The sequence below is a fragment of the Streptomyces sp. NPDC000878 genome (assembly GCF_053599695.1).
This window is the reverse complement of sequence record NZ_JBSFMT010000083.1, coordinates 16,250-34,258: the sequence shown is the minus strand read 5'-3', so window position 1 is coordinate 34,258 and position 18,009 is coordinate 16,250. Positions and strand designations below refer to the sequence as shown.

The following is an 18,009-nucleotide window of genomic DNA, read 5'->3' as shown; positions in this document are numbered from 1 at the left end:
TAACATCGCGCTATGGATCTGGAGATCCGCCACCTACGCGTCCTGAACGCCATCGCCGACACCGGTTCCATCAGCCGCGCCGCCGCGGCCCTCGGCTTCACCCAGCCCGCCCTGACCGCCCAACTCCAGCGCATCGAGCGGGTGTTGGGCGGCTCCTTGTTCGTACGGGACGGCAGTGGCTCCCGGCCCACGGCGTTCGGCGCGATGGTGCTGGCCCATGCGCACGGCATCCTCACGGCCCACGAGGACCTCATGCGTGACGTACGGCAGCGGGGCCCCGACGACTCCGACCTGACCGCCGTACGGCTCGGCTCGGTCCCCGGCCCGCTCACCGCCGTACTGGTGACCACCGCACGCCGACTCCTCCCCCGGGCCGAGATCACCCTGCACACCTGCGACACGGAGGAGGAGCAGCTCGAACTGCTCGCCGGCGGCCGGCTCGACTTCGGGCTCGTCGTCGACTACCCGGAGTACGAGCTGGCGCTGCGCCCCGGACTCAGCGACGCCCTCCTCGCCGTCGACCCCGTCTTCGTCCTGATCGCCGAACGGCACCCGCTCGCCGCCCGGCCCGAGATACCCCTCACGGCACTCTCCGGTGAGGCCTGGCTCGCCGGGGAGAACAAGGACGTACGGATGCGGGCGCAGTTCCGGGCCGCGTGCCGACGGGCCGGGTTCACCCCGCGCCGGGTGCAGCGGCTGAGCGGGAGCGTGGTGTTCCCGATGGTCGGACAGGGGCACGGGGTCGCTCTCGCGCACCCGCTGGTGACCGAGCGCGAGGGTGTCGTCGTACGGCCGCTGACCGGGGACCCGATGGGCGTGCGGCAACGGCTGGTGTGGGCGGCCCACAGCCCCCTCGCCGAGCATGCGCCCGCGCTGTTCGACGCGCTCACGAAGGCGTACTGGGCGGAGGTGCAGCGGGCGGGGGTGTACTGGGAGTGGTTGGAGGGGCGGGGCCGGGTACCCCCGGTACCCGGAGCTCCCGATGCCGAGTGAGCAAGCGCTTAGAAAAGTGCGGCCCGAGTCACACCGCCACACCCGTGACCGGGACCATACGTACGGGTAACTTCCCAAGCAGGTCCGCCCGCAACAAGCAAGAAGCCCGATCAGCCCTCGTACGCCAATGGAGCCGTCATGCCGGAAGCCGTCATCGTCTCGACCGCCCGCTCCCCCATCGGACGCGCCTTCAAGGGCTCCCTCAAGGAGCTGCGCGCCGACGATCTCACCGCCACGATCATCCAGGCCGCGCTGGCCAAGGTCCCCGAGCTGGACCCGCGGGACATCGACGACCTGATGCTCGGCTGCGGTCTGCCCGGCGGTGAGCAGGGCAACAACCTCGGGCGGATCGTCGCCGTGCAGATGGGCATGGACTACCTGCCGGGCTGCACGATCACCCGTTACTGTTCCTCGTCGCTCCAGACGTCCCGGATGGCACTGCATGCCATCAAGGCGGGCGAGGGCGACGTCTTCATCTCGGCCGGGGTCGAGATGGTCTCCCGGTTCACGAAGGGCAACTCGGACTCGCTGCCCGACACGCGCAACCCGATCTTCGCCGAGGCCGAGGCCCGTACGGCCGCCGTCGCCGAGCAGGAGGGCACTTCCTGGCACGACCCGCGCGAGGACGGTCTCGTGCCGGACGCCTACATCTCGATGGGCCAGACCGCCGAGAACCTCGCCCGCGTGAAGGGCGTGACCCGGCTGGACATGGACGAGTTCGGCGTCCGTTCGCAGAACCTCGCCGAGGAAGCCATCAAGAACGGCTTCTGGGAGCGCGAGATCACCCCGGTGACGCTGCCCGACGGCACGGTCGTCAGCAAGGACGACGGCCCGCGCGCGGGCGTGACGCTGGAGGGCACCCAGGGCCTCAAGCCGGTGTTCCGTCCGGACGGGATGGTCACGGCCGGCAACTGCTGCCCGCTGAACGACGGCGCCGCGGCGGTCGTGATCATGAGCGACACGAAGGCGCGCGAGCTGGGTCTGACCCCGCTGGCCCGGATCGTGTCCACCGGCGTCTCCGGCCTCTCCCCCGAGATCATGGGCCTCGGCCCGGTCGAGGCGTCCCAGCAGGCGCTGCGTCGCGCCGGCCTGACCATCGACGACATCGACCTGGCCGAGATCAACGAGGCGTTCGCCGCCCAGGTGATCCCCTCCTACCGCGACCTCGGCCTCCCGCTGGAGAAGCTGAACGTGAACGGCGGCGCCATCGCCGTCGGCCACCCCTTCGGCATGACTGGCGCGCGGATCACCGGCACGCTCATCAACTCCCTCCAGTTCCACGACAAGCAGTTCGGCCTGGAGACGATGTGCGTCGGCGGCGGCCAGGGCATGGCGATGGTCATCGAGCGCCTGAGCTGACCTCCACCCCCGCTTCCGGACGGTAGTTGGCCGGAAACCCTGTGTGAGACAGCGACCCGGAACCCCGTAACCACCGGGGTTCTGGGCCGTTTTGTGATCCAATCTCCCCCAGGATGTGACCTATCTCGCTCCGAAGGGGCATTTGCGCAGGTCACCTGGGGTTCGACCCCAAACATCGGGCCCAAAGTCCTGTCCGTTTCGTGACGTTACGCACTGACAGGTGGTTAGTCCACCCTTCAAGCTGATGTAGGAAGTCGGGGGTCGACTTTGAACCGGGAGTACGTCAGTGAGCGCTACGCCTCTTGCTCTGCTGCTCGCCACAGCCACCGTCACCACGGCTGTGGGCGTCGCCGTTCTGCGCACCTTGCTGGGACTGCGTCGACAGATCGCGGCTCTGCACACCGAGCTGGCCGCCCAGAGCCTCGCCGTCGGGGCGCACGGCCGCGTGCCGCAGGCCCGCACGTCCCGTGACACCGACGAGATACGCGCTGCCGTGGCCGAGGCGCTCGCGGAGGAGCGGGAGCGGGAGCTTGCCGAGGCGCGTGCCTTCTGGGCCGCCCAGGAGGCACGTGACGCCTCCGACGCCCCCTCCCTGCTCGGCCTCCCCGACAGCGAACTGTTCCTGCCGCGTCCGGCCGACTTCGCGGGCCTGGAGTCCCTGGAGCCGGTGACCGAGCCCAGCACGGAAGCCGACGAGTTCGCGGGCGAGTCCGCCGAACTGGCCGCGGCCCGCCGCCGGCACCCCTCCCACCCGGACTTCGTCCCGGCCCAGTCGCCCATCGTGAACGACCACGAACGCACGGTCGCCTGCCTGGAGGACCTCGCCGACTCCCGCACCGCCCTGGCCGACGTCCGCCCGGGCCCCCTGGGCACGCTCGACGTCTACGTCTTCACGGACGGCACGACCCTCTGCATGACCCCCGGCCACCGCGAAACCGCCGAACGCCTCTCCGCCGCCCTCCGCGCAGGCGAGGCCCCGGTCCTCCTCGGCGGCTCAGGCATCTCAGGCGCCTACGCCCTGACCTTCGAATGCGGCGAGGAGACGGTGTACGTCCTGGCGGACAGGGTCATAGCGTCTCTGTGAGACGTGGGTGGGGAAGCGCCCCTTTAGGGGCGCGGGGAACTGCGCGACAAGCCCCCACCGGCGGGCAGCCGACAACGAACCCACAACCCACCCCCACACCTACACCTACACCCCGGCCCGCTGCTGAGCCTCAGCAACAAGAGCCAACACCGACGCCAACTCCCCTTCGCTCCGAAGAACCAGCGCCAGATCATGCGCGGCAACAGTCACTTGATCCGCCCCGGCGAACATCCCCACATCAGGCATGACCCGAGGCTCCTCCCCCGGCGACTCCAACAGCTGGGCACGCCGTGCCAACTCCCTGGCCAACCCCAACGCCTCCGCCGCAGCCCCCCGCTGCAGCCGACTCTGCGGCGCCGCCCGCAAACGATCGGCAAAGTGATCCACTGCGCGCGTCAAAGGCGAGGTATCCAGCACGCCGTGAGACTAACGGTCGTACCTGGACTGTTGCCAACAACCCAACCCTCAGGCACCGTGGCGTGAAGGACCGGCTTACATCCCCTTTGCGTCCGGAGGCGCCGATGTCCCACGTCCTCTCCGAGGAGACCCACCGCAACATGCTCGCCCGCATCCCCCACTGCACCGGTCGTGAAGTATCCGACTGGCTGCGCACCGTCGACGAAGGCCCCTCCCTCTTCCGCTTCGAGGAGAAGGTCAGCTGGCTCCGGCACGAGCACAATCTCGCGTACGGCCACGCCAAGGCGATCATTCACGAGTACGACATGAGGAGGGCCGCGCGCAAGCTCCTCTGAGAGACCGAGGCGCGCACGCACCGACACCACGACGACGAAGGGCCCCGGGAGCGACCCCGGGGCCCTTCTACGCACTACTTGCTACTACTGGCTACTACTGGTCGGCGAACCGGTCGTACTAGTCGTCACCCTGAAGGATGGCGATCAGCCGCAGGAACTCCAGGTAGATCCAGACCAGCGTCATGGTCAGACCGAACGCGGCCAGCCAGGCCTCCTCGCGCGGCGCGCCGTAGGCGATGCCGTCCTCGACCTGCTTGAAGTCGAGAGCCAGGAAGCACGCACCGAGCAGGATGCCGATGATGCCGAACACGATGCCGAGGCCACCGCTGCGGAAGCCGAGGCCGTCACCGCCGCCGAACACCGCGAACAGCAGGTTCACGGCCATCAGGAGGACGAAGCCGAGCGCCGCCGCCATCACGAAGCCGTAGAAGCGGCGGTTGACGCGGATCCAGCCCGCCTTGTACGCCACGAGTACGGCGGTGAAGACCGCCAGCGTGCCGATCACGGCCTGCATGGCCGCACCGCTCGCGATGCGGTTGTCGACCACGCTGGAGACGACGCCGAGGAAGACACCCTCGAGCGCCGCGTACGTCACGATCAGCGCGGGCGAGGCCTTGCGCTTGAAGGACTGGACGAGGCCCAGGACCATCGCGACCAGACCGGCGCCGATGGCGATGCCGTAGGACCGGTTGATGTTCGCGTCGTCGACCGGCAGCAGCGCCCAGGCGAGCGCCGCCGTGACGACCAGCACGCCGAGCGTGGTGGCGGTCCGCATGACGACGTCGTCGATCGTCATCCGGCCGGTGGTGACCGGGGCCTGCGGCGGTGCGCCGTGCTGAAGGTCCTGCTGGGCGTAGGGGTTGGTCGCGTACGGGTTGCCGCCCTGCTGGGCGTGCTGGTCCGCATACGGGTTGCCCGACTGCGTGCCGACAGCGGCGCCCCCGGCCTGCGGCGCGGTGTTGAAGCCCGCCGAGCCGTTGTCGCGGCTGAACCCCCGTCGCGAGAAGACCGGGTTGCTGCTCCTCATTTCACTCCTCCATGGCCAGCCTGTGTGGCCTTGGGCTCAAGAGTAATAGGTGGGCAAAGGATTGACCCTAGTGCTTGGGGAGGATCTTTCCCCTGTCCTGTCGCGAACACGCTACGCGCCCGCCTGATTCCCGGCCACGGAGCCCCAGGACCATGACCAACCCGGTACAGACCCGAGACCGCCCCCTGATCAACCGACACCGCCGGTCAGTCCCCTGTCAGTCGAGAGGGAAGCCCGTGTACCCCTCGGCGAGATCCGTCTCCGCCGAACGGGCGCCCGCGATCCGCTCCAGCCGGGCCAGCTGCATCCGGTCGTCGAAGGGAGTGGCGTCCGGGGACCGGTGCAGGAGGGTCGTCATGTCGTACGAGAACCGCTCGGCCTGCCAGACCCGGCGCAGACAGGTCTCGGAGTAGGCGTCGAGCAGCTGCACCGACCCCGTCTCCTTCTCGTACGTCAGTGCGCGCGCGAAGGTCACGACGTCCCCTACGGCGAGGTTGAGCCCCTTGGCGCCGGTCGGCGGGACGATGTGCGCGGCGTCCCCGGCGAGGAACAGCCGTCCGTACCGCATCGGCTCGTGGACGTAACTCCGCATCGGGGTCACGGACTTCTGCGTGATGGTCCCCCGGTCGAGCTTCCAGCCGTCGGCGGTCTCGAAGCGCCGCTCCAGCTCGTCCCAGATCTCCTCGTCGCTCCACTCCTCGGCGTCGGTGCCGTCCGGCACCTGGAGGTAGAGGCGGGAGACGGACGGGGAGCGCATGGAGAGAAGGGCGAAGCCGCGGTCGTGGCGGGCGTAGACCAGCTCGTCGTGCGAGGGCGGTACGTCGGCGAGGATGCCGAGCCAGCCGAAGGGGTACGCCCGTTCGAAGACCCGGGTCAGCTCGGCGGGGATCGCCGTACGGGCCACCCCCCAGAAGCCGTCGCACCCGACGACGTACTCGCACTCCAGTACGTCCTCACGCCCCTCGTGCCGGAACCGCACACGCGGGCTGCCACCATCCGCCCCCTCCACCGCCAGCGCCTCCGCCTCGAAGAGCAGCGGGCCGCCCTCGGCCAGCTGGAGGGCGATGAGGTCCTTGCAGACCTCGGTCTGCGCGTACACCATCACGGACCGGCCGCCGGTGAGGGCGGGGAAGTCGACGCGGTGGCGCTTCCTGTCGTACCGCAGTTCGATGCCGTCGTGACGCAGTCCCTCGCGGTCCATGCGCGCGCCGGCCCCGGCGGCGCGCAGCACGTCGACGGTCCCCTGCTCCAGAATCCCGGCCCGCTGCCGCCGCTCCACGTACTCCCGGTCGCGGCTCTCCAGGACGACCGAGTCGATACCGGCGTTGTGGAGCAGCCGCGCGAGCAGGAGCCCGGCGGGGCCGGCTCCGATGATGCCGACGGTGGTACGCATCGGGCGTTCCCTTCATGCGGTACGTTCATATGCGGGGTGTTCGTACAGTGAAATTTTCTTCACTAAGTATCTGGAATGAGTGTCTGACCACATACGCCCGCTGTCAACGATTCCGCGGCCAAGTCTTCAATGGATGAAGCACCGACAAATCCGGCATACGACGGTCGGAGGTGCCCGGAGCCGGACTTGAACCGGCACGCCCGCGAAGGGGCAGCGAGGTTTAAGCTCGCCGTGTCTGCATTCCACCATCCGGGCAGGCCCTGGGCTCCGCATCGAGGTTCCGAGCCTATCGGGACCCCCCACCCGAACTGCGGGTGAGGGGACCGATGTTGTCTTATTTTATTGACGTCTGAGGGAGCATCAGCACCTGGAACGGGCCATCCGCACTTGCCAGTAGCCTTTCGCGAGGCAGCCGGGCGCGCATGCGGAATGACGGAATTTCACCGCCCGAACAAGGGGGCTCCACCTGTTCTTGTCATGGCCCCTGGCACTTGCCACGGCCCTTGTAGGGGACGCCCGTCATCCCCAGGTATGACGCGGGCCCGCCGGGTCCGTCCCAAGGCTGCCTTCGGAACCGGAACAGCGGCTGACTACACGGCGGCCCCCGGCCATGACGATGGTTCACGAGCCTCAGACGTTCACGAGCCTCAGACGTCGAAACTCGTCGAACCTCCCGACAGGAGCCCGCCCGTGACCACCGCCCCCCTCGCCGACCGGAACACCACCACCACGGTGGCCGCCCGCGCCACGGAACTGTCCAAGGTCTACGGACAGGGCGAGACCCGGGTCGTCGCCCTCGACCAGGTCTCCGTCGACTTCAGGCAGGCCGAGTTCACCGCGATCATGGGCCCGTCCGGCTCCGGCAAGTCCACGCTGATGCACTGTGTGGCGGGCCTGGACTCCTTCTCCTCCGGTTCCGTGCGCATCGGCGACACCGAGCTGGGCTCCCTCAAGGACAAGCAGCTCACCAAACTCCGCCGGGACAAGATCGGCTTCATCTTCCAGGCGTTCAACCTGCTGCCGACGCTGACCGCCCTGGAGAACATCACCCTCCCGATGGACATCGCGGGCCGTAAGCCGGACCGGCAGTGGCTGGACTCGGTGATCTCGATGATCGGCCTCGCCGACCGCCTCTCCCACCGCCCGTCCCAGCTCTCCGGCGGCCAGCAGCAGCGCGTCGCGGTCGCCCGGGCGCTGGCCTCCCGCCCCGACATCATCTTCGGCGACGAACCGACCGGAAACCTCGACTCCCGCGCGGGCGCCGAGGTACTGGGCTTCCTGCGCAACTCCGTACGGAACCTGGGTCAGACGGTCGTGATGGTCACCCACGACCCGGTGGCGGCGGCGTACGCGGACCGGGTGGTCTTCCTCGCGGACGGCCGGATCGTGGACGAGCTGTACGGCCCGACGGCGGACGGCGTACTGGACCGGATGAAGCGCCTGGACACCAGGACGGCCCGCACCAGCTGACGCTCCGCCACCGCACGGGGTCCGGGCTGACGTGCCCTCAACTCCCGTAGCCCTGCCATCACTTCACCCGACTCACCCGACGGACTGAGACGACACCCCATGTTCCGTACCGCCCTGCGCAACGTACTCGCGCACAAGGCCAGGCTTCTGATGACCGTGCTCGCCGTGATGCTCGGCGTGGCGTTCGTGTCCGGGACCCTGGTCTTCACCAACACCCTCTCGAACGCCCTCCAGAACAGCTCCGCCAAGGGCTTCGACCAGGTCGACGTCGCCGTGCAGGCGAGCGGCCAGGTCGATGTGGGCGACACGATCGGCAAGCCCCCGGAGCTGACGCAGGCCCTGCTCGACAAGAGCGCGAAGGTCCCGGGTGCCGCCTCCGCCATCGGTGTCGTGACCGGCTTCACCGCCATAGCCGACAAGGACGGCAAGCTCGTCGGCGACGGTTTCCAGTCGCAGGGCGGGAACTTCTGGGGCGACAAGGACGCCCGGTACCCGCTGAAGGACGGCACCGCGCCGCGCGGCGCCGGCCAGGTCGCCCTCGACGCGAAGACCGCCGAGCGGGCCGGTTACAAGGTCGGCGACACCGTGCGCCTGTCGGTGGACGGCCCGGTGCTCACCCCCACCGTCTCCGGCATCTTCACCACGGACGACGGCAATGTGGCGGCCGGCGGCAGCCTCGCCCTCTTCGACACGGCGACCGCGCAGCAGCTGTTCGGCAAGACGGGCACGTACGACGAGATCGACGTCAAGGCGGCGGCCGGGACGAGCCAGACCGCACTCAAGGCGGCCCTGGACAAGGCCCTGCCGCGCGACACGGTCGAGACCACGACAGGCACCCGACTGGCCGACGACCAGGCCGAGTTCATCGCCTCGTCGATGAGCGGCCTCAAGCGGGGCCTGCTGGTCTTCGCGGGCATCGCGCTCTTCGTCGGTACGTTCATCATCGCCAACACCTTCACCATGCTGGTCGCCCAGCGCACCAAGGAACTGGCGCTGCTGCGGGCGGTCGGTGCCTCGCGCCGCCAGGTCACGCGGTCGGTGCTGGTCGAGGCGTTCGTGGTCGGCACGGTGGCGGCGGTGACCGGCCTGGTCACGGGCATCGGCATCGGGGCCGGACTGAAGGCGCTCCTCGGCCTGCTCGGCGCGACCGTGCCCGACGGGCCGCTGATCGTCACGCCGGGCACGGTCGGCGCGGCCCTGGCGGTCGGCATCCTCATCACCATGCTGGCGGCCTGGCTGCCCGGCCGCCGCGCCGCGAAGATCCCCCCGGTCGCCGCGATGAGCAGCGTCCACGCGACGGCGACGACCAAGTCGCTGGTGCTGCGCAACACGCTGGGCGCGCTCTTCTCGGGCGCGGGCGTCGCCGTGGTCCTGGCGGCCACGACGATGAGCGGCTCGGACGGCCAGGCCCCCATGGGCATAGGGGCCGTCCTCCTGATCATCGGCGTCTTCATCCTCACCCCGCTCCTCTCCCGCCCCCTGATCGCCTCCGCCGCCCCGCTGATGCGCGTGTTCGGCGTCTCCGGGAAGCTGGCCCGCCAGAACTCGGTCCGCAATCCCCGTCGTACGGCCGCCACGGCCTCCGCGCTGATGATCGGGCTCACCCTCATCACCGGTATGACGGTGATGGCGGGCAGCCTCCAGAAGTCGATCGACAAGATGGCCTCGTCCTCGATCAGGGCGGACTACATCGTCTCGATGGCCAACGGCAGGGAGCTCTCCCCCGAGGTCGCCGAGAAGCTGGCGAAGACGAGCGGCGTGACCGCCCTCAGCCCCATGCGCAACACCCCCGTACGCATCGACGGCGGGACGGAGTACGCGACCGGCGTCACCGGCGCCACCTTCGGGAAGCTGACCCGACTGCCGATCGACAACGGCACGTTCAAGATCGACGGCACCCAGGTGGTCGTGGACGAGTGGACGGCCGACTCCCACGGCTGGAAGGCGGGTTCGGCCTTCACCGTCGCCTACGAGGACGGCGGGAAGCAGCAGCTGACGGTGGCGGGCGTGTACCAGGGCAACGAGATGCTCAGCGGCCTCCTCGTCGACGACAGCCTCCTGTCCCCGCACCGGACGGACGCCGCCGACGTGGGCGACATGCAGGTCATGGTGAAGACCTCGGGCGGCGCGACGGACACGACGAAGGACCGGCTCGAGCAGGCCCTGGGCGCCAACCCGGCCATCAAGATCCAGGACAAGAAGGACATCTCCAACGAGATCGCCAGCATGTTCACCCTGATGCTGAACATGCTCTACGGCCTGCTGGCGATGGCGGTCCTGGTCGCGGTCCTCGGGGTCATCAACACCCTGGCCATGTCGGTCTTCGAACGCTCCCAGGAGATCGGCATGCTCCGCGCGATCGGCCTCGACCGCAAGGGCATCAAGCGCATGGTCCGCCTGGAATCCCTGGTGATCTCCGTCTTCGGCGGCGTCCTGGGCATCGGCCTGGGCGTGTTCTTCGGCTGGGCGGCCGGCGAACTCATCGGCACGGGCATGCCGACGTACGAACTCGTCCTGCCCTGGGCCAGGATGGCGTTCTTCCTGCTCCTCGCCGCCACGGTGGGCGTCCTGGCGGCCCTGTGGCCGGCCCGCCGCGCGGCCCGCCTGAACATGCTGGCGGCGATCAAGTCGGAGTAGGGGCGGCAGCAGCGGTACGGATGTCGGGCCCCGCTCGTAAAGGGGGGGCCCGACATTGACGTACTCCCTTTCCCGGTCAGTTCCAGGTACGGGCGCGCAGGGGCATCCCGGAGTCACCCTCCTCCGAGGTCCGTACGGCGACAACCTGGTTGACGCCGATCCGGTTGTGCTCGAAGGCGAGGGCGGAGGCGGCCATGTACAGCCGCCAGACGCGGGCGCGACCCGGGCTGCTGAGCTGCTGGGCGCGTGCCCAGTCACCCTCCAGGTTGGTGACCCACTGCCGCAGCGTCAGGGCGTAGTGCTCCCGGATGGACTCGACGTCACGCACCTCGAACCCGGCCCGTTCGAGCTGGGTGACGGTGGTACCGATGGGCGCGAGTTCACCGTCCGGGAAGACATAGGCGTCGATGAACCCGTCGAGGCTGTACGCGCCCTCGTCCGTATGAGGCCGCCGGGCGATCTGATGATTGAGCAGCCGCCCACCAGGTTTCAGCAGGCCATACAGATCACGCGCGTACGTCAGATACTGCTCGCTCCCCACATGCTCGGCCATCCCCACGGAGGAGACGGCGTCGAAGGGCCCGTCGGTGACGTCCCGGTAATCCTGCACCCGGATCTCGACCCGGTCCGTGAGCCCCTGATCGGCGACGCGCTTACGGGCGTACGCGGCCTGCTCCTGCGAGAGGGTGACACCGACGACGTGTACGCCGTGCTCGCGGGCGGCATGGATGGCGAGGGAGCCCCAGCCGCAGCCGACGTCGAGGAGACGCAGGCCGGGCGTGAGGGCGAGTTTGCGGCAGACGAGTTCGAGCTTGTCGTACTGGGCGCGTTCGAGGGCGCCGGAACCGGTGTCAGGGGCTGTGCCGGGGGCATCCCAGTAGGCGCAGGAGTACACCATGGACGGGCCGAGGACGATCTCGTAGAAGTCGTTGCCGACGTCGTAGTGGTGGCTGACGGCGCGCTTGTCGGTGCGCTTGGTGTGGAGGTGCCGGCGCCGCCGCGGAACCTCTTCACGGGGAGGGGCGGGAGGTACAGGAGGCCCGGCCATCTTCACGAGGCCGCGCACCGCTGCCCGCACCTCGGGTTCGCGCAGCGCCTCGGTGAGGGTCCGGGCGTCCTCCCCGCGCTCCCAGACCAGCCCGGACACCAGATCGAGGGCGGCGTAGAAGTCCCCCTCGACGTCCAGGTCGCCGGCGACCCAGGCCCGGGCGAGCCCCAGTTCGCCCGGTTTCCACAGCAGCCGGCGCAGGGCGCGGCGGTTGCGGACGACCAGGGCGGGGGCGCCGGGCGGGCCCGCCTCCGAACCGTCCCAGGCGCGGATGCGCATCGGGAGCGGGGCACCCAGCAACTGTTCGGCGAAGCTCTGCAGCCGCGACGCGGCTTCGGGCATGGCGCACACCTCCGTTACGACATAACCGGGAATGTCCAACACCCACGAAAACACCAACGGCCCGGACTCGCAGTCCCCCATGCCGATCACAACTGTGCAAAGGGAGTACGCGGGGGGCGCCTCCGGGTTTTTTCGCCCCCGCCGCCCTTACCCGTCCCATCCCTGGGGCCTCCGCCCCCAGGGATGGGACGGGTAAGGGCGGGGGCGAGGAAACGACTGAAGGGGCCCCTCGCACCACGGATGGCGAGTGGCCCCTTCAGGCAGGGCAGCAATGCTTCGGTGAAACGGAGGTCAGGAGGCCTTGGCCTCTGTCTTCTCCTCCGCCTTCTTCGCGGCAGCGACCGGCGCCGGCTTGGCAGCCTCGTAGAACTCCTCCCGAGGAGTCTCCAACGCCCCCAGCGCAACAACCTCACGCTTCAGGAACATCGCCAGCGTCCAGTCCGCGAACACCCGGATCTTCCGGTTCCACGTCGGCATCGCCAGACCGTGGTAGCCACGGTGCATGTACCACGCCAGCCGACCCTTGAGCTTGATCTTGACCTTGCCCATGACGATCATCGCGACGCCCTTGTGCAGGCCGAGCCCCGCGACAGCACCCTTGTTGGAGTGCGAGTACTCCTTCTGCGGGAAGCCCCGCATCCCGGAGACCACGTTGTCGCCGAGCACCTTCGCCTGCCGCAGCGCGTGCTGCGCGTTCGGCGGGCACCAGGCGTTCTCCACGCCGGCCTTGCGGGCGGCCACGTCCGGCACCTGGGCGTTGTCGCCCGCGGCCCAGATGTAGTCCGTACCCGTGACCTGGAGCGTCGGCTGCGCGTCCACGTGACCGCGCGGCCCCAGCGGCAGCCCGAACCGGGACAGCACGGGGTTGGGTTTGACGCCCGCGGTCCACACGATGGTGTTGGAGTCGACCTCGAGCCCGTTCTTCAGGACCACATGGCCGTCCACACACGAGTCCATCGAAGTCGAAAGATAGATCTCGACCCCGCGGCTCTCCAGGTGCTCCTTGCCGTACTGGCCCAGCTTCGGGCCGACCTCGGGAAGGATCTTGTCGGCGGCGTCGACGAGCACGAACCGCATGTCCTCACGGGACACGCTGGGGTAGTACTTCGCCGCGTCGCGCGCCATGTCCTCGACCTCGCCGATGGTCTCCGCACCCGCGAAGCCACCGCCGATGAAGACGAAGGTGAGCGCCTTGCGGCGGATCTCCTCGTCGGTCGTGGACTCGGCCTTGTCCAGCTGCTCCAGGACGTGGTTCCGCAGGCCGATGGCCTCCTCGATGCCCTTCATACCGATGCCCTGTTCGGCGAGGCCGGGGATCGGGAAGGTGCGGGAGACCGCGCCCATGGCGATGACGAGGTAGTCGAAAGGCAGCTCGTACGCCTCACCCACGAGGGGGGCGACCGTGGCGACCTTGCGGTCCTGGTCGATGGTGGTGACCCGACCGGTCAGAACTTCCGCCTTGGGCAGCACACGTCGCAGCGGTACGACGACGTGGCGCGGCGAAATGCTGCCGGCGGCGGTTTCGGGGAGGAAGGGCTGGTAGGTCATGTACGACCGGGGGTCGACGACCGTGACGGTCGCCTCGCCGTAGCGCATCTTCTTGAGAATGCGCCGAGCTGCGTACAGGCCTACGTACCCACCGCCTACTACGAGGATCCTGGGACGCTCCGTGGTGCTCATGCCATCGAGTATCCACCCGCCCCAGGGGGGTCGCTCGTGAGCCCCTTCACAAGCATGTGCACCCCCTCTGCTACACTGCGCGGCCCGCGTGGCCGAGGCCGTGTCTCGCCGGACGAACCAGCGGGCGGTACGCCCCGATGTCAATGCCGTGTGAACTGCCCTTCCGGGTCATCGGAGTGACTGGACCAGCCTCCCGCCACACCCACCGGAAACCCCACCGAAACGCTCCCCCGAGCACGCTCCCGCCCCAGGTGAGCCCCCGAAAGGGCCCCGCGGAGCACGTTCGTCGCCCAACAGGACCGAATTCCTTGTGAAGAACTTCACGAACTTTCCCGGGAGGGCGTCACCGGGGGGCCGTAAACACCCCCGCAAGTGCGCTCATACGTTATCCGACCTGCTCAGCCGAGGGCTACTGGAGGTCCTCCGCCACCTTCCAGGCGATCCCGTCGAGAATGTCGTGCTCGCTCACCACGACCTCCGCCGCCCCGATCCGCTCCATGATCGAGAGCAGGACCAGCGCCCCCGCGCCGATCACGTCGACGCGCCCCGGATGCATGGAGGGAATGGCCGCGCGCTCGGCGTGCGTGGACCGGAGAAGGACCTCGGTGATCTCGCGGACGCGGTCGAGGGAGACCCGGGAGTGGTGGATGGCCTCGGAGTCGTACGCGGGCAGGTCCTGCGCGATCGCCGACACCGTGGTGACGGACCCGGCCAGCCCGACGAGCGTGCGCGCCTCGCCCAGCGGGACACTCTGCTCCGCCAGGTCGAGAGCGGCCTCGATGTCGGCCCGGATCGCGGCGATCTCCACATCCCCCGGCGGATCCACAACCACCCCGTCCCGCACGAGATGCCGCTCGGTCATCCGCACGCACCCGATGTCCACGGACCGCGCCCCGCGCACCTGCTCGTCCCCGACCACGAACTCGGTCGAGCCGCCGCCGATGTCCACGACCAGGTAGGGCCTGGCGAGGTCGTCGCGCCCCGTCAGTTCCTTGGTGGCCCCGGTGAAGGAGAACGCGGCCTCCTGCTCACCCGAGATCACCTCGGGCTCGACACCCAGGATGTCCAGCACCCCCCGTACGAACTCGTCCCTGTTCTCCGCGTCCCGGGAGGCGGACGTCGCGACGAACCGCAGCCGCTCGGCCCCGTGCTCCTTGATGGCGCCGGCGTACTCCCGACAGGCCGCAAAGGTCCGCTCCAGCGCCTCGGGCGCCAGCCGCCCCGTACGGTCGACCCCTTGACCGAGCCGGACGATGGTCATCCGCCGGTCCAGCTCGACAAGTTCCCCGGTGACCGGGTCAGCGTCGGCGACGAGCAGCCGGATCGAGTTCGTACCGCAGTCGATGGCGGCGACGCGAGGCATGGGCGGATCCTTCGGGTTGGTATTTCAGCCCGTCCGGCGTTTGAGGACGAGGCCGTTCAGGCCGAAAGGGGGGTCTGGGGGCGCAGCCCCCAGGAACGGGATGGGACGGGTAGGGGCGGCGGGGGCGCTGCATCCATCAGCGGCTCCGCCGCGGGTCACTCCCCCGGCACCACACACGCCCCCTTCGCCCACCACTCCGGCAGCATCGCGATCGCCTCGTCCCCCAGCGGGTTCACCCCGGGGCCGGCCGCCAGCGAGTGCCCCACCAGCACGTGCAGGCACTTCACCCGGTCCGGCATACCCCCCGCACTCGGGAAACCCTCCAGCACCTCGATCGAGTCACGGCGCGCGATGTAGTCCTCGTGCGCGGCCCGATACGCCGCGGCCAGCTCCGGATCCGTCGCCAGACGCTCCGTCATCTCCTTCATCACGCCGTTCGCCTCCAGCGTCCCGATCGCCGAGGCGGCCCGCGGGCACGTCAGGTAGTACGTCGTCGGGAAGGGCGTACCGTCCGGCAGCCGCGGTGCCGTCTCGACGACGTCCGGCTGACCGCAGGGACAGCGGTGCGCGATCGCGCGCAGCCCGCGCGGCGGACGGCCCAGCTGCTGCTTGAAGGCCTCGACGTCCGCGTCGGTGGGCTCGGTGCGCGGGGTGGGAGGCGGGGGCGTATGCATGCCTGTACGTATGTCTCTCTTGTCAGTTCACTTCGCTGCACTTCACTGGTTCACGGCGTCGGCCCGGCCGGACTGATCGGCCTTGTCCACGCCGTCCCAGACGTTCGCGTACCAGGGCCGGTCGGCCGCGCCCAGGTCGGCGCGCGACTGCTTCGCCGCGTCCGGGTCGATCACGACGTACCCGGTCTCGCCCGGCATCACATAGTGCAGCCGCTGCCGGATCTGCTGCTGCGCGTACGCGTCGTCCTGCCAGCGTGCCTTCTGGTCGCGGAGCTGCTCGACCCGCTGCCGGGCCTGGTCGCGTTCGCGCTCCAGGTCGGCGATGTCGGCGCGCTGGGAGACGTACTGCCTTATGGGGTAGGCGAGGGCCACGATCAGCGAGCAGAGGACCAGGGCGAGCAGGGCCGCCCGGCCGGTCAGACGGGAGCGGCGGGCCTGGCGCTTGGTCTGCGAACGGTAGACGCGGGCCGCCGTCTGCTCGCCGAGCAGCTTGATCCTGGTCGCGGTGGAGAACCGGTCCCGGTCCTTCACGGCCATGTCGTCCCGCCTCCCCGAACAGCTGCGCTTGTACGTGCGTACGTCCCCGCACACGGTACGGGACCGGGTACGGGGACGTACGTACGACGCTGCCTAAGCCACCACAGCTACAGCTGCTCAGCCCTTGAAGCGGGGGAAGGCCGAGCGGCCGGCGTACACCGCGGCGTCGTCGAGGATCTCCTCGATGCGCAGCAGCTGGTTGTACTTGGCGACGCGGTCCGAGCGGGCCGGGGCGCCGGTCTTGATCTGGCCGCAGTTCACCGCGACGGCGAGGTCGGCGATGGTGACGTCCTCGGTCTCGCCGGAGCGGTGGGACATCATGCACTTGAAGCCGTTGCGCTGCGCCATCTCGACGGCGTCCAGGGTCTCGGTGAGGGAGCCGATCTGGTTGACCTTGACGAGCAGGGCGTTGGCCGAGCCCTCCTCGATGCCACGGGCGAGGCGCTCCGGGTTGGTGACGAAGAGGTCGTCGCCGACGATCTGGACCTTGTCGCCCAGCTTGTCGGTGATGGTCTTCCAGCCGTCCCAGTCGTCCTCGTACAGCGGGTCCTCGATGGAGATGAGCGGGTACGCGGAGACCAGCTCCTCGTAGTACTCGGTCATCTCGGCGGCCGTACGGGACTTGCCCTCGAACTCGTACTTGCCGTCCTTGTAGAACTCGGACGCGGCGACGTCGAGCGCGAGACCGATCTGCTCACCGGGGACGTAGCCGGCCTGCTTGATGGCCTCGATGATGAGGTCGAGCGCGGCGCGGTTGGACTCCAGGTTCGGGGCGAAGCCGCCCTCGTCGCCGAGACCGGTGGACAGGCCCTTGGTCTTCAGCACCTTCTTGAGGGTGTGGTAGATCTCCGCGCCCCAGCGCAGCGCCTCGGAGAAGGACTCCGCGCCGATCGGGGCGATCATGAACTCCTGGATGTCCACGTTGGAGTCGGCGTGCGAGCCGCCGTTCAGGATGTTCATCATCGGAACGGGCAGCAGGTGCGCGTTCGGACCGCCGAGGTAGCGGAAGAGGGGGAGGTCGCTGGCCTCGGAGGCGGCGTGGGCGACGGCGAGCGAGACGCCGAGGATGGCGTTGGCGCCGAGCGAGCCCTTGTTGTCGGTGGCGTCCAGGTCGAACATCGCCTGGTCGATCAGCCGCTGCTCGGTGGCGTCGTAGCCGACCAGCTCCGGGCCGATCTGCTCGATGACGGCGAGGACGGCCTTCTCGACACCCTTGCCGAGGTAGCGGTTGGGGTCACCGTCGCGCAGCTCGATGGCCTCGAAGGCTCCGGTGGAGGCTCCGGACGGGACGGCGGCACGACCGGTGCTGCCGTCATCGAGGCCGACCTCGACCTCGACGGTGGGGTTGCCTCGCGAGTCGAGGATTTCCCGGGCTACGACGACGTCGATGGACGGCACGAGCATCTCCTTCTGGGATGTGACGCGGGTACGCGGGGCTTTTTTGCGGCCCCTGCGGGATGAGCCTAACCGTCCGAGGCCGATCGGCCAGCCGTCCGACCACCCCATGGACGGAACATGGACGGAACCGAGGGTAAACATTGTTCCTCAGGGAAACAAAAAGCCCCGCCCCGGTGCGTACGGGGGAACACGCACCGGAGCGGGGAGCCCGTGGGGGACGGGGGTGACCCTCACGAGGCCTTCACTATGGAG

At 69.2% G+C, this 18,009-nt stretch carries 15 protein-coding genes and 1 tRNA gene; 6 read left to right on the top strand and 10 right to left on the bottom strand.

Features of this window, described 5'->3' with window-relative positions; all coding sequences use genetic code 11:
* The first annotated feature begins 12 nt into the window (after positions 1–12).
* The 3 genes from ACWDR4_RS42715 to ACWDR4_RS42705 all read left to right on the top strand — a co-directional run bounded on the left by ACWDR4_RS42715 (position 13) and on the right by ACWDR4_RS42705 (position 3,436).
* On the top strand, positions 13–993 hold the full coding sequence (locus ACWDR4_RS42715; protein ID WP_450416644.1) for a LysR family transcriptional regulator: 981 nt from the start codon (positions 13–15) through the stop codon (positions 991–993).
* Between the two features lie 138 nt (positions 994–1,131).
* Positions 1,132–2,352, top strand: a complete 1,221-nt coding sequence (locus ACWDR4_RS42710; protein WP_450416643.1) for an acetyl-CoA C-acetyltransferase — start codon at positions 1,132–1,134, stop codon at positions 2,350–2,352.
* 286 nt (positions 2,353–2,638) lie between these two features.
* The gene (locus ACWDR4_RS42705; protein ID WP_450416641.1) at positions 2,639–3,436 is read left to right on the top strand and encodes a hypothetical protein; all 798 of its coding nucleotides are present in this window, start codon (positions 2,639–2,641) and stop codon (positions 3,434–3,436) included.
* 105 nt (positions 3,437–3,541) lie between these two features.
* On the opposite strand, the gene ACWDR4_RS42700 is transcribed toward ACWDR4_RS42705, so the two are convergent.
* Positions 3,542–3,853: a hypothetical protein gene (locus ACWDR4_RS42700; RefSeq protein ID WP_450416639.1), complete on the bottom strand. Its 312-nt coding sequence runs from the start codon at positions 3,851–3,853 to the stop codon at positions 3,542–3,544.
* 104 nt (positions 3,854–3,957) lie between these two features.
* Here ACWDR4_RS42700 and ACWDR4_RS42695 point away from each other — a divergent pair, with 104 nt between their 5' ends.
* Positions 3,958–4,188: a DUF4287 domain-containing protein gene (locus ACWDR4_RS42695; RefSeq protein ID WP_235478137.1), complete on the top strand. Its 231-nt coding sequence runs from the start codon at positions 3,958–3,960 to the stop codon at positions 4,186–4,188.
* A 118-nt stretch (positions 4,189–4,306) separates the two neighbouring features.
* On the opposite strand, the gene ACWDR4_RS42690 is transcribed toward ACWDR4_RS42695, so the two are convergent.
* The 3 genes from ACWDR4_RS42690 to ACWDR4_RS42680 all read right to left on the bottom strand — a co-directional run bounded on the left by ACWDR4_RS42690 (position 4,307) and on the right by ACWDR4_RS42680 (position 6,863).
* Positions 4,307–5,215 carry a Bax inhibitor-1/YccA family protein gene (locus ACWDR4_RS42690; RefSeq protein WP_450416637.1) on the bottom strand — a complete coding sequence of 303 codons (909 nt, stop codon included), beginning with the start codon at positions 5,213–5,215 and terminating at the stop codon, positions 4,307–4,309.
* Positions 5,216–5,432: 217 nt separating this feature from the next.
* Positions 5,433–6,608: a 4-hydroxybenzoate 3-monooxygenase gene (locus ACWDR4_RS42685; protein WP_450416635.1), complete on the bottom strand. Its 1,176-nt coding sequence runs from the start codon at positions 6,606–6,608 to the stop codon at positions 5,433–5,435.
* Between the two features lie 171 nt (positions 6,609–6,779).
* Positions 6,780–6,863, bottom strand: a tRNA-Leu gene (locus ACWDR4_RS42680).
* A gap of 435 nt (positions 6,864–7,298) precedes the next feature.
* Here ACWDR4_RS42680 and ACWDR4_RS42675 point away from each other — a divergent pair.
* Positions 7,299–8,078 carry an ABC transporter ATP-binding protein gene (locus ACWDR4_RS42675; RefSeq protein ID WP_450416633.1) on the top strand — a complete coding sequence of 260 codons (780 nt, stop codon included), beginning with the start codon at positions 7,299–7,301 and terminating at the stop codon, positions 8,076–8,078.
* Positions 8,079–8,177: 99 nt separating this feature from the next.
* Entirely contained in the window at positions 8,178–10,715 is a 2,538-nt protein-coding gene (locus tag ACWDR4_RS42670) for an ABC transporter permease (RefSeq protein ID WP_450416631.1), read from the top strand.
* Positions 10,716–10,791: 76 nt separating this feature from the next.
* On the opposite strand, the gene ACWDR4_RS42665 is transcribed toward ACWDR4_RS42670, so the two are convergent.
* The 6 genes from ACWDR4_RS42665 to eno form a co-directional block, all read right to left on the bottom strand.
* Positions 10,792–12,105 carry a class I SAM-dependent methyltransferase gene (locus ACWDR4_RS42665; RefSeq protein WP_450416629.1) on the bottom strand — a complete coding sequence of 438 codons (1,314 nt, stop codon included), beginning with the start codon at positions 12,103–12,105 and terminating at the stop codon, positions 10,792–10,794.
* A 291-nt stretch (positions 12,106–12,396) separates the two neighbouring features.
* On the bottom strand, positions 12,397–13,785 hold the full coding sequence (locus tag ACWDR4_RS42660; RefSeq protein WP_450416628.1) for an NAD(P)/FAD-dependent oxidoreductase: 1,389 nt from the start codon (positions 13,783–13,785) through the stop codon (positions 12,397–12,399).
* A 409-nt stretch (positions 13,786–14,194) separates the two neighbouring features.
* Entirely contained in the window at positions 14,195–15,148 is a 954-nt protein-coding gene (locus ACWDR4_RS42655) for a Ppx/GppA phosphatase family protein (RefSeq protein ID WP_450416626.1), read from the bottom strand.
* Between the two features lie 155 nt (positions 15,149–15,303).
* Positions 15,304–15,822 (bottom strand): DUF501 domain-containing protein, encoded by a 519-nt coding sequence (locus ACWDR4_RS42650; RefSeq protein WP_389352847.1) that lies wholly within the window; start codon positions 15,820–15,822, stop codon positions 15,304–15,306.
* A gap of 42 nt (positions 15,823–15,864) precedes the next feature.
* Positions 15,865–16,359, bottom strand: a complete 495-nt coding sequence (locus tag ACWDR4_RS42645; protein WP_450416624.1) for an FtsB family cell division protein — start codon at positions 16,357–16,359, stop codon at positions 15,865–15,867.
* A 117-nt stretch (positions 16,360–16,476) separates the two neighbouring features.
* Positions 16,477–17,757, bottom strand: a complete 1,281-nt coding sequence (eno, locus tag ACWDR4_RS42640; RefSeq protein WP_006382731.1) for a phosphopyruvate hydratase — start codon at positions 17,755–17,757, stop codon at positions 16,477–16,479.
* Between the last annotated feature and the right edge of the window lie 252 nt (positions 17,758–18,009).

Coding starts and splice junctions, on each gene's coding strand:
- ACWDR4_RS42645 (WP_450416624.1), bottom strand. CDS start 16,359: ATGGCCGTGAAGGACCGGGACCGGTTCTCCACCGCGACCAGGATCAAG.
- ACWDR4_RS42670 (WP_450416631.1), top strand. CDS start 8,178: ATGTTCCGTACCGCCCTGCGCAACGTACTCGCGCACAAGGCCAGGCTT.
- ACWDR4_RS42695 (WP_235478137.1), top strand. CDS start 3,958: ATGTCCCACGTCCTCTCCGAGGAGACCCACCGCAACATGCTCGCCCGC.
- ACWDR4_RS42660 (WP_450416628.1), bottom strand. CDS start 13,785: ATGAGCACCACGGAGCGTCCCAGGATCCTCGTAGTAGGCGGTGGGTAC.
- ACWDR4_RS42665 (WP_450416629.1), bottom strand. CDS start 12,105: ATGCCCGAAGCCGCGTCGCGGCTGCAGAGCTTCGCCGAACAGTTGCTG.
- ACWDR4_RS42655 (WP_450416626.1), bottom strand. CDS start 15,148: ATGCCTCGCGTCGCCGCCATCGACTGCGGTACGAACTCGATCCGGCTG.
- ACWDR4_RS42710 (WP_450416643.1), top strand. CDS start 1,132: ATGCCGGAAGCCGTCATCGTCTCGACCGCCCGCTCCCCCATCGGACGC.
- ACWDR4_RS42685 (WP_450416635.1), bottom strand. CDS start 6,608: ATGCGTACCACCGTCGGCATCATCGGAGCCGGCCCCGCCGGGCTCCTG.
- ACWDR4_RS42690 (WP_450416637.1), bottom strand. CDS start 5,215: ATGAGGAGCAGCAACCCGGTCTTCTCGCGACGGGGGTTCAGCCGCGAC.
- ACWDR4_RS42715 (WP_450416644.1), top strand. CDS start 13: ATGGATCTGGAGATCCGCCACCTACGCGTCCTGAACGCCATCGCCGAC.
- ACWDR4_RS42650 (WP_389352847.1), bottom strand. CDS start 15,822: ATGCATACGCCCCCGCCTCCCACCCCGCGCACCGAGCCCACCGACGCG.